We start from the raw sequence: 10848 nt of genomic DNA on the forward strand, positions 1-10848 counted from the left end.
CGCGTGCGGGGCCCGCGGCGGAACGGCGTCGCCACGGCAGTCGCAGCAGGCTCATGCGCGATCAGCCCCCGTGGTGTCAGCCATGCGCGGCCACGGCCGGCTGGAATTTCTCGAGGCAGTAGCCCAGCCCGCGCACCGTGGCGATGCGGATGCCGCCAACCTCGATCTTCTTGCGCAGGCGGTGCACATACACCTCGATCGCGTTATTGCTGACTTCCTCGCCCCATTCGCACAGGTGATCGACGAGCTGCTCCTTCGATACGAGCCGCCCGCTGCGCGTGAGCAGGATTTCGAGCAGACCGACCTCTCGCGCGGAGAGATCCAGCATCTGTTCATTGAGATAGGCGATGCGGCCGACCTGATCGAACGCGAGCGGCCCGTGGCGCATCAGCGTGGCGCCACCGCCTGCGCCACGGCGCACCAGCGCGCGCACCCGGGCCTCGAGTTCGGACAGCGCGAACGGCTTGGCCATGTAGTCGTCGGCGCCGAGGTCCAGCCCCTTCACGCGTTCGTCGACGCTGTCGGCCGCAGTCAGAATCAGCACGGGCACCATGGCGCTGCGCGCGCGCAGCCGCTTGAGCACCTCGAGCCCGGACATGCGGGGCAGGCCGAGATCGAGGATCAGCAGGTCGAACGACTGCGTGGAAAGGGCCGAATCGGCTTCCACGCCATTCGCAACGTGATCGACGGCATAGCCGGACTGGCGCAACGAGCGCGTCAGCCCGTCTGCCAGCACATCGTCATCTTCGGCGATAAGAATCCGCATGATTGTCTCCACCTCGTGGCCGGCCACAGCCGGCCGCCGGCCGCGGTGCCGGTGGGGCTTGCCAAGCATACTGTTTTTTTATACAGTACCCGACATTCCGGGCGAGCTACCATGAAAGGTGATCGCACCATGCCGGGTTGGGCGTCGTGGCCTGGAAATTCCATCCCGAAAAAGGGCTTTGGGTTCCGGGCGCCGCGCCGTATGCGGCCTATTTATACACCATTGATTGAAGGACGACCATGGACGACAAGAAGGCCGGCGCCGGCGTGAGCGCTGAGAAGCAGAAGGCGCTTGCCGCCGCGCTCTCCCAGATTGAGAAGCAGTTCGGCAAGGGCTCGATCATGCGCCTGGGCGATGGCGAAATCGAACAGGACATCCAGGTAGTGTCCACCGGCTCGCTGGGGCTGGACATCGCGCTGGGCGTGGGTGGCCTGCCGCGCGGCCGCGTGGTCGAGATCTACGGTCCGGAATCGTCCGGCAAGACCACGCTGACGCTGCAGGTGGTGGCCGAGATGCAGAAGCTGGGCGGCACCTGCGCGTTCATCGACGCCGAGCACGCCCTGGACGTCCAATATGCCGGCAAGCTTGGCGTGGACGTCGGCAACCTGCTGATCTCCCAGCCCGATACCGGCGAGCAGGCCCTGGAAATCACCGACGCGCTGGTGCGCTCGGGCTCGATCGACCTGATCGTGATCGACTCGGTGGCCGCTCTGGTGCCGAAGGCGGAAATCGAGGGCGAGATGGGCGATTCGCTGCCCGGCCTGCAGGCTCGTCTGATGAGCCAGGCGCTGCGCAAGCTGACCGGCACGATCAAGCGCACGAACTGCCTGGTGATCTTCATCAACCAGATCCGTATGAAGATCGGTGTGATGTTTGGTTCGCCTGAAACCACCACCGGCGGTAACGCGCTGAAGTTCTACGCTTCGGTGCGCCTGGACATCCGCCGTATCGGCTCGATCAAGAAGGGCGACGAAGTCGTCGGCAACGAGACCAAGGTCAAGGTGGTCAAGAACAAGGTGTCACCTCCGTTCCGCGAGGCGTTCTTCGACATCCTCTATGGCCAGGGTATCTCGCGCCAGGGTGAAATCATTGACCTGGGCGTGGACGCCAAGATCGTTGAGAAGGCCGGTGCCTGGTACAGCTACAACGGCGAAAAGATCGGCCAGGGCAAGGACAACGCACGCGAGTACCTGCGCGAGAACCCGGACATCGCCGACGAGATCGAGAACAAGGTGCGTCTGGCGCTGGGCGTGGCGCCGCTGAATACCGTGGCGGGCGCGCCGGCAGAGGTCGAAGGCTGACCCTGACGTCGCTGTCTGACGAAAGCCGTCGCATACTTGTGCGGCGGCTTTTTTGTTTTCACCCCGATTTTCCCGTATCCCGCAGCGCCGACTGCCGGCTTCCTCGTTATCAGCCGAATATCAGCCGAATGCCCCGTCCCCCCCTCTCCCTGAAAGCCCGTGCCGTCGGCTACCTTTCCCGTCGGGAGCACAGCCGGGCCGAACTCGCGCGCAAGCTGGCGCCTCATGCCGAATCGGCAGAGGAGGTGGAGGCTCTGCTCGATGTGCTCGAACGCGACAACTGGCTGTCCAATGAGCGGTTCGTCGATAGCCTCGTTCACCGCCGGGCCAGTCGCTACGGCGCGGCGCGTGTATTGCAGGAAGCCAAGACGCACCAACTCGGCAATGAGCAGCTACGTGATCTGCAGGACCGCCTGCGCGATTCCGAGCTGGATCGCGCACGCGAGGTTTGGCGCAAGCGTTTCGGTGCTCCGCCGGACTCGCCGGAGGCCCACGCCAAGCAAGTCCGGTTCATGATGGCGCGCGGATTTTCCCGATCGGTTGTGGGCAAGATCATCCGCGGGGCCGAGGACGAAGGCCTGGACGACTTGGGGAAATGACGGGCTATGCGGGCAGCCGCATACCTGTGTACGCATGAGGGGTATTCGTGTGAAGTCGGCGTAGTCGTCGTACCACTGATGCATCGCAGCGAGGCGTCACGTGGACGCCGGCCAGCCGTTGCGCAGGCTGGGTTTGCCGGGATCGTCGCTGCAACAATTGCGTGCGGACAGTTCGTTGCGCAGGATGTATCCGGTCAAACCAGCGCGGCATGTTAAACTCCACGAGTTCAGCGGCCCAAATGGCCGTCCATGGTGGTCTTACCCATGGACCAAGCCATTTGCCGTGATGAATTGCCCCCGATCCGCCACTTTCAGCCTGCCGCGTCAGCCCCTGGTGTCATGCCGCTTTCCCCGCCAGCCAATCGAGTCCTGCGTCACCGTCGTGCCATCACGGCCGAGGCCTATTTGCGGGACGATGGCCTATGGGACATCGAAGCGCGCCTGACTGACACCAAGCCCCGCGACATCGAACTGGCGGGCGGCCGGATTCGCCCTGAAGGCCAGCCGCTGCACGATCTGTGGCTGCGCGTCACGATTGATCTGCGCATGAACGTCGTCGATGCGGAGGCATGCTCTGATTGGGTGCCTTATCCGACGCATTGCGACCTCATCGGCCCTGCCTACCGCAAGCTGATCGGTCTGAACCTGTCGAAGGGGTTCCGCAAGGCAGTTCGTGAGCGCCTGGGCAGCGTTGCCGGTTGCACCCATCTGACCGAACTGGCCGGCGTGCTGCCGACTGCGGCCATTCAAGCCTTCGCGGGCGATGTGTTCAATATCCGCGATGGCGCGCAAGACATCGATCCCGAACCCCCCATGCAGCTCCATGGATGCCACGCGCTCCATTTCGAGGGCGAGGTGGTTCGTCAGTTTTACCCGCGCTGGTATGGTCACCAGCCGAAACCGAAAGCCGGCGCTGCGGCGTCGTCCCCCCAGACCGCGTCACGCGCCGATGCCCCCGCATCAGGTGGCGAAGACACCCTGGCCCACCGGCCCAACGGTACGTCAGGCTGACTGTCACGGTCGGCCCCAGGAAAAGGCGAGAGCCCTTCGTCTCCTATCATTTTTCCCATCCCTTTACGCCTACCCGAAAGGAAACACGCATGAATATCCATGAGTATCAAGGCAAGGAAATCCTGCGCAAATACAATGTGCCGGTTCCGCGCGGCATCCCTGCTTTCTCGGTTGAAGAAGCCCTGAAGGCGGCTGAACAGCTCGGCGGCCCGGTGTGGGTCGTCAAGGCGCAGATCCACGCAGGCGGCCGCGGCAAGGGCGGCGGCGTGAAGGTGGCCAAGAGCATCGACGAGGTCAAGACCTACGCCACCAACATTCTCGGCATGACGCTGGTGACGCACCAGACCGGCCCGGAAGGCAAGAAGGTCAATCGCCTGCTGATCGAAGAAGGCGCCGACATCAAGAAGGAACTGTACGTTTCGCTGGTGGTGGACCGCGTGTCGCAGAAGGTGGCCCTGATGGCATCGAGCGAAGGCGGTATGGACATCGAGGAAGTCGCTGCCCACACCCCGGAAAAGATCCACACGCTGATCATCGAGCCGTCGGAAGGCCTGAAGGATTCGGACGCTGACGACATCGCCCGCAAGATCGGCGTGCCCGACGCCAGCGTTCCCCAGGCTCGCCAGGCCCTGCAAGGCCTGTACAAGGCATTCTGGGACACCGATGCCTCGCTGGCCGAAATCAACCCGCTGATCCTGACCGGCGACGGCAAGGTCGTTGCCCTGGACGCCAAGTTCAACTTCGACTCGAACGCGCTGTTCCGTCACCCGGAAATCGTCGCGTACCGTGACCTGGACGAAGAAGACGCCAACGAAATCGAGGCCTCGAAGTTCGATCTGGCCTACATCTCGCTGGACGGCAACATCGGCTGCCTGGTGAACGGCGCTGGCCTGGCCATGGCCACGATGGACACCATCAAGCTGTTCGGTGGCGAGCCGGCCAACTTCCTCGACGTGGGTGGCGGCGCCACCACCGAGAAGGTGACCGAAGCCTTCAAGCTGATGCTGAAGAACCCGAACGTGCAGGCCATCCTGGTCAACATCTTCGGCGGCATCATGCGTTGCGACGTGATCGCCGAAGGCGTGATCACCGCTTCGAAGGCCGTGCAGCTTGGCGTGCCGCTGGTCGTCCGCATGAAGGGCACGAACGAAGAGCTGGGCCGCAAGATGCTGGCTGATTCCGGTCTGCCGATCATCTCGGCCGACACGATGGAAGAAGCCGCCCAGAAGGTCGTGGCCGCCGTCGCTGGCAAGTAAGGACAACTTTCGTTGCCGCCTGGCCGCAGCCGGGCGGGGCGACTAAAAGGACTAGCAAATGAGCATTCTGATCAACAAGGACACCAAGGTCATCACCCAGGGCATCACCGGCAAGACGGGCCAGTTCCACACCCGCGGCTGCCGTGACTATGCCAATGGCAAGAACTGCTTCGTGGCAGGCGTGAACCCGAAGAAGGCCGGTGAAGATTTCGAAGGCATTCCCATCTACGCAAGCGTCAAGGATGCCAAGGAACAAACCGGCGCGACCGTGTCGGTGATCTATGTGCCGCCCGCAGGCGCCGCAGCCGCCATCTGGGAAGCCGTTGACGCCGATCTGGACCTGGTGGTCTGCATCACCGAAGGCATCCCCGTCCGCGACATGATGGAAGTCAAGGACAAGATGCGTCGCCAGAACAAGAAGACGCTGCTGCTCGGACCGAACTGCCCGGGCCTGATCACGCCGGACGAGATCAAGATCGGCATCATGCCGGGTCACATCCACCGCAAGGGCCGCATCGGCGTGGTGTCGCGCTCGGGCACGCTGACGTATGAAGCCGTGGGCCAACTGACCGCGCTGGGCCTGGGCCAGTCGTCGGCCGTCGGTATCGGTGGCGACCCGATCAATGGTCTGAAGCACATCGACGTGATGAAGATGTTCAACGACGATCCGGAAACGGACGCCGTGGTCATGATCGGTGAGATCGGTGGTCCGGACGAAGCCAACGCGGCTTACTGGATCAAGGAAAACATGAAGAAGCCGGTGGTTGGCTTCATCGCTGGCGTGACCGCGCCTCCGGGCAAGCGCATGGGCCACGCCGGCGCGCTGATCTCGGGCGGTGCCGACACCGCCCAGGCCAAGCTGGAAATCATGGAAGCCTGCGGTATCAAGGTCACCAAGAACCCGTCGGAAATGGGCCGCCTGCTGAAGGCAATGCTGTAAGGCATTCCCACCGATGTCGCTTGTGTGTGCTCTTAAAGCACGTGCAACGCGATTGCCGTACCTGCGGCGTATGCCGGCTCCTGCCGGAGCGCTTCGCCGCATTCGTTGCCCCCGCCTCAGAAGCGGGGGCAACGTCATTCTGGCGACGCAAAATCCTAGGGTATATCCCGAGGCTGCTGCAGCGCGGATTGAAACCGAATCGAAAGGTTCGTACGATAAATCTCCATGTCTGGTAATTCAGACATCCAAAAGTCCGCAGTGGGAGCCCCTGCGGACCTGGAATAACTTAGAAATCGAGGAAGGAGTCTTGCCGTGGAATTGTTGTCCAGCAGCGCATTCTGGATTGCGCTGGGATCGATCATCCTGACCAACATCGTCCTGTCGGGCGACAACGCAGTCGTGATCGCGCTCGCATCCCGCAATCTGCCCCCTGCCCAGCAAAAGAAGGCCATTTTCTGGGGTAGTGCCGCCGCCATCATCATGCGGGTGGTTCTGACCGTGGCCGCAGTCAAGCTGCTGAGCCTGCCGTATCTGAAGATCGTGGGTGCCTTGCTGCTGGTCTATATCGGCGTGCAACTGCTGACCGGCGACGACGATGAAGATGGCCATGACGCCAAGGACAATATCTGGGCTGCCATCCGCACCATCCTGATCGCCGACCTGGTGATGTCGCTGGACAACGTGGTGGCCGTGGCCGCAGCCGCGCAGAAGGGTCCCGAAGGCAGCCAGCTGATGCTGCTGGTGCTGGGTCTGGGCCTGTCGATTCCGCTGATCGTCTTCGGTAGCACGATCCTGCTCAAGGTGATGGAGCGCTTCCCGATCATCATCGTGCTGGGCGCCGCGCTGCTGGGCTATCTGGCCGGCGAAATGCTCGTCAGCGACCCGGTGGATGCCGAGTGGTTCCAGGTACACGTGCCGCATGCGCACCTGGTGTTCGGCGTCGTGGGCGCCGTGCTGGTGGTCATGCTCGGCAAGCTGCTGCGTCGGCGTTCCGCACAGACGGCCTGATCGCAAGCCAAATCGCGAGCCTGAAACGGGCGACCCTCACGGGGTCGCCCGTTTTGTTTTGTAGGGAGCGAATTGCCTCCAGCAGGCAAGTCTCGCGCTTTTGCCTGTGAAAGAGCGGTTGGAGCGGTTGGGCAAGGGGCGACGCAGGCGTACCCAGTGGTTTCGACGCAACACCCATCTTGCAGCATCCACACCACACACTCCTGTGGTTTTCCAAACAATTCCCACAGCGCTGTCAGATTTGTCCGAGGTCATTGGGACCTCGCGGTTTCGCTCGCGATCATGGCCCCGTGCGCATCGCGGATTGCGGGCGCACCCGCACTTTTCCAATCGCACAACACTAATGAAAGGGGTCAACATGACGCGTCAAACCAAAGTCGTTTTCCTGCGCGGACAACGTCGCGCATTGGAGCGAAAGAATCGTCGAGGCTTCACGCTGATTGAGCTGATGATCGTAGTCGCGATCATCGGCATTCTTGCCGGCGTCGCCATCCCGCAGTACCAGGACTACATCGCGCGGTCCCAGTTTGCCGAAGGCATGAGCCTGGCCTCCGGGCAGAAAGCCGGCGTGATCGATTCGTTTGCGGCGGCTGGTACCTGCCCAAACAATGCGAGCGCGGCGGTCGGCGGCGTGCCCGTGGCCTCGGCGATCAAGGGGAGCTATGTGCAGAGCGTCACAACGGGTGGCACGGCCTCCGATGCTGGCGGCTGCACGATCATCGCCAAGTTCAAGGACGAAGGCATTACCAGGGGCCTGCTCGGCAAGCAGGTGACGTTGACCATGGGTAATGCAGACGGCGGGTCGGTGACCTGGCAGTGCGAGTCTTCGGCGGACAAGCGATACGTGCCGCAGGCCTGCGCGAAAGCGAGCCAGTCTGGCAAGACGACTACGACGACCACGACGACGGGCTGAGGTAACTAGCATTGCTTCGCGCGCTGGGCTGCCGATGGCATGGATCGGAGGCATCTGATCCGCGTATCGGCAAGGGCTGGGGCATCGCGCGATTGTGCATTTTCGTCGCACATACCTGCGATTGCGACGTTCCTCCGCCACTTGTGCAACGTCAATTTCTACGCAACCGACTCCTTGGAAGATGCCTCGGGCCGGGCGGCACTCAAGCCGTCCTGGCCAGATGCCAACAACAACTTCCTAGGGGGTCATATGCAATACCGGGTCTCATGCCAACGTTCGCAAGCGCGTTCACTGCGCCAGGCAGGCTTCACACTGATCGAACTGATGATCGTCGTCGCGATCGTCGGCATTCTTGCGGTGATCGCGGTTCCGCAGTATCAGGACTACGTGGCCAGGGCGCAGTTTGCCGAGGGCCTCACGCTAGCTTCGGCGCAGAAGACGGCGGTCGTCGAATCGTTTTCGCAGCGTGGTACCTGCCCGAGCAATTCTTATGGGGAATACGACGGTATTCCCGTGTCTGGGAACATATCCGGCTCATATGTTCAGTCTGTAACTGTAGGCGGATCTGCGGCGAGCGGGGGTGGTTGCACGATTACGGCAACCTTCCGGACTAAGGACGTCTCGCAGGGGCTCAACGGAAAAACGCTGACACTGACGATGCTTGGCGCCAATACCGGCTCCATCGCGTGGACCTGTACGTCCAATGCCGAGGCTCGATACATTCCTCGATCCTGTACGAATAGTCCCGAGGCGGTCTAGGGCGACCGCCTGGGACGAACGTAGTGTTGGCCTGTAGTACGCGAGCGCGTGGCCCATCCGCTGGGCCGAAGAACACCTTGGTGCAGGCGCCTGGTCCCACCGCTGCGCGGGAGCTCATACCTCCAAGTCATCGCCGATCTACGTCACCGATCTTTCGGCACCCCCACTGTGCCGCGCTATCATGTCGCCTTTGCCCCTGATTGCGCGCGAATGCCGGCACCTCGAGCTACGCTTCCCGCGACGGCGATCGTCGTCGCATTTACCTTGCCCCTGCTGGTTTCGAAGCACACGCTGCCGCTTGCCACGTTCTATGGCGAGTGGACGGCCGGATTGCTTGGCGTATTCCTGGTCATCGCCCTGGCGCTGAGGTCAAACCAGTCGGGCTCGCGAGCGTCCGGAGCGTTCCCGTGGATCGTGCTGTTGCCGATCTGGTTGATCGTCACGACCGTCGCGCAAGCCGCCATGGGTATGGTCGATGTCACCGGCAGCCGTCAGCTCACGCAAATCGTGCTGGCGCTGGGCGCGGCGCTGATGTTGGCCGCATGGCGTGCCAGCCAGTCGATGTCGACCGACGAGCGCGCGAGTATTGTCGATTCGCTCGCGATCGCCTTCATGATTGCGGGGCTCCTCGGCACGCTGGCGCAATGGGTGCAGGTCTTCCATCTGGAAGATCAGGCATTCAATCTCGTATCTGAATACTTCTACGACAACAACCGCCGCCTCTGGGGCAATCTGAACCAGCCGAATCATCAGGCCACGATTCAGGGCCTGGCGCTGGTGGCTTCGGTGTGGCTCGCCACGCGTGGGTGGCTGCGGTTTCCGGGCTGGCTCGTCGCGGTGCTGCTGCTGGAAAGCGGCATCGTGTTGAGCGGGTCGCGCACGGGCGTGCTGCATATCGGATTGGCCGCGCTGTACGCGCTGATCGCCGCGCATCTGGCACGGGGCACGCCTCGTGGCACGGATCCGATGCATCGCGCGCCGGGGCTGATTGTCGCCGCAGTGCTGATGGTCGTCGGCATCGTGGTGCTCCAGCCAGCCATCAAGCACGCTGGTCAGTTGTTCGACTGGCGGCTGTTTGACACCGTCGCGCAACTCCAGTCCGGCGATCAGGTTTCCGGCCGCGGCGCCTTGTGGGCACATGCCTGGGCGATGTTCCGCACGCATCCACTGCTCGGGGTTGGCTATGGCGAGTTTGGCTGGGCCCAGTTCCAGCAGATGGCCGAGGTTGGCAAAACGGCCGAGATGTCGCTCCATGCGCATAACGCAGTACTCGATCTGCTGGCAAAGACAGGTCTGGTCGGCACCGTCGGCGTGGCGCTGGTGCTGGTAGGGTGGCTCTGGCGCGTGGTGCGCGATCGGATCTGGACAGCGTCGTCGGGCGAGCGCGCCATGGCCGTGCCGATGCTGTTCTGGCTTGCGATGTATGGGGCGCACTCGATGCTCGAGTATCCGCTGCACTACCTGTACTTCTTCCTGCCGTTCTGTTTCCTGCTGGCGTGGCTCGAACCATCCGGCTTTGGCAAGCGCTTGCCGCGTGCCGTTCCGGCGATGGCGTGCGTGGTGTTCATTGTCGTGTCCGCCTTTCTGCTTGTGACGCTCTGGCAGGACTACAAGCGTGTCGAGGCACGCGAGTACGCGCATGAAGAGAAGCGGGATAGCCTGCCGATGCCCAAGCTCTGGTTCCGCCAGCACGCGGCTTCGGACAGCGTCGAGCACGCCAGGATCACGCCGGACAATGCTGCCAGCCTGCTGCCGGCGCACATGGCCGCATTGCATCTGCTGCCAACGCCGAACCTCATCGGGCGCACGGCCTGGTTGCTCGCGTTGACTGGCGATCAAGCGAAAGCACGCCAGTGGGTAGAGCGCTTGCAGTACTACTTTCAGGGCGACGAGGCGACGGTTTTCGAGATGCTCTCACGCGACTGCGACGCGTTAGGCGCCGACCGCAGGCCGCGCGAGTTCTGCGCCTGGGCGCGTCTGCGCGCCCGGCGCGGTTGAGGCACGTTCGCGCCGGCAGTATTCAGCGAACGTAGCCAGGCGGCGGAGGCGGCGGATAGTAAGGCTGGTAGTTGGCCGGAGGCATCGACTCGTGCGCGGGCCCTGGCGGCGGTGCGGACACCATCTGCCCGTACACCGGTACGCGATTGCCGGTCGCGTACATGCACTGGACGTATGCGGCGTCGTACTGGCGCTGCGTGCCGTAGGCGGAGTTATAGGCGGCACCAGTGCCAACGGCCGCGCCCGTCAACATGCCGGCGCCCGCACCCACGGCCGCGCCGCTGCCGCCACCGAATG

10 protein-coding genes and 1 pseudogene are annotated in these 10848 nt (G+C 63.0%); 9 read left to right on the top strand and 2 right to left on the bottom strand.

Translation table 11 applies throughout. The features are described 5' to 3' along the window. Positions 1 to 76: 76 nt before the first annotated feature. A complete protein-coding gene (locus D769_RS15305) occupies positions 77 to 766 on the bottom strand; it encodes a response regulator transcription factor (protein ID WP_008646497.1) in 690 nt (229 codons plus the stop codon). A gap of 239 nt (positions 767 to 1005) precedes the next feature. On the opposite strand from D769_RS15305, the gene recA reads away from it, so the two are divergent. The 9 genes from recA (at position 1006) to D769_RS15350 (ending at position 10551) form a co-directional block, all read left to right on the top strand. After that, positions 1006 to 2067: a recombinase RecA gene (gene recA, locus D769_RS15310; RefSeq protein WP_008646499.1), complete on the top strand. Its 1062-nt coding sequence runs from the start codon at positions 1006 to 1008 to the stop codon at positions 2065 to 2067. Between the two features lie 128 nt (positions 2068 to 2195). Next, complete coding sequence (recX, locus tag D769_RS15315; RefSeq protein WP_008646500.1) at positions 2196 to 2666, top strand: recombination regulator RecX; 471 nt, start codon at positions 2196 to 2198, stop codon at positions 2664 to 2666. A 339-nt stretch (positions 2667 to 3005) separates the two neighbouring features. After that, positions 3006 to 3677 (top strand): DUF2889 domain-containing protein, encoded by a 672-nt coding sequence (locus tag D769_RS15320; RefSeq protein ID WP_008646501.1) that lies wholly within the window; start codon positions 3006 to 3008, stop codon positions 3675 to 3677. A gap of 89 nt (positions 3678 to 3766) precedes the next feature. Next, the gene (sucC, locus tag D769_RS15325) at positions 3767 to 4933 is read left to right on the top strand and encodes an ADP-forming succinate--CoA ligase subunit beta (RefSeq protein ID WP_008646502.1); all 1167 of its coding nucleotides are present in this window, start codon (positions 3767 to 3769) and stop codon (positions 4931 to 4933) included. Between the two features lie 58 nt (positions 4934 to 4991). Next, on the top strand, positions 4992 to 5873 hold the full coding sequence (gene sucD, locus D769_RS15330; protein ID WP_008646503.1) for a succinate--CoA ligase subunit alpha: 882 nt from the start codon (positions 4992 to 4994) through the stop codon (positions 5871 to 5873). Between the two features lie 312 nt (positions 5874 to 6185). After that, positions 6186 to 6881 (top strand): TerC family protein, encoded by a 696-nt coding sequence (locus D769_RS15335; protein WP_008646504.1) that lies wholly within the window; start codon positions 6186 to 6188, stop codon positions 6879 to 6881. A gap of 358 nt (positions 6882 to 7239) precedes the next feature. Next, positions 7240 to 7794 (top strand): pilin, encoded by a 555-nt coding sequence (locus D769_RS15340; protein WP_081596808.1) that lies wholly within the window; start codon positions 7240 to 7242, stop codon positions 7792 to 7794. A 174-nt stretch (positions 7795 to 7968) separates the two neighbouring features. Then, positions 7969 to 8553 carry a pilin gene (locus D769_RS32925; RefSeq protein ID WP_272938070.1) on the top strand — a complete coding sequence of 195 codons (585 nt, stop codon included), beginning with the start codon at positions 7969 to 7971 and terminating at the stop codon, positions 8551 to 8553. Positions 8554 to 8763: 210 nt separating this feature from the next. Further along, positions 8764 to 10551, top strand: coding sequence for an O-antigen ligase family protein (locus D769_RS15350; protein WP_040011071.1), 1788 nt, complete (start codon positions 8764 to 8766; stop codon positions 10549 to 10551). Positions 10552 to 10573: 22 nt separating this feature from the next. Here the strand turns inward: D769_RS15350 and D769_RS15355 are convergent. Beyond that, positions 10574 to 10848: pseudogene (locus D769_RS15355) on the bottom strand (glycine zipper family protein); the annotation flags it as partial.

The sequence above is a fragment of the Cupriavidus sp. HMR-1 genome (assembly GCF_000319775.1).
GTDB classification, from domain to species: Bacteria; Pseudomonadota; Gammaproteobacteria; order Burkholderiales; family Burkholderiaceae; genus Cupriavidus; species Cupriavidus metallidurans.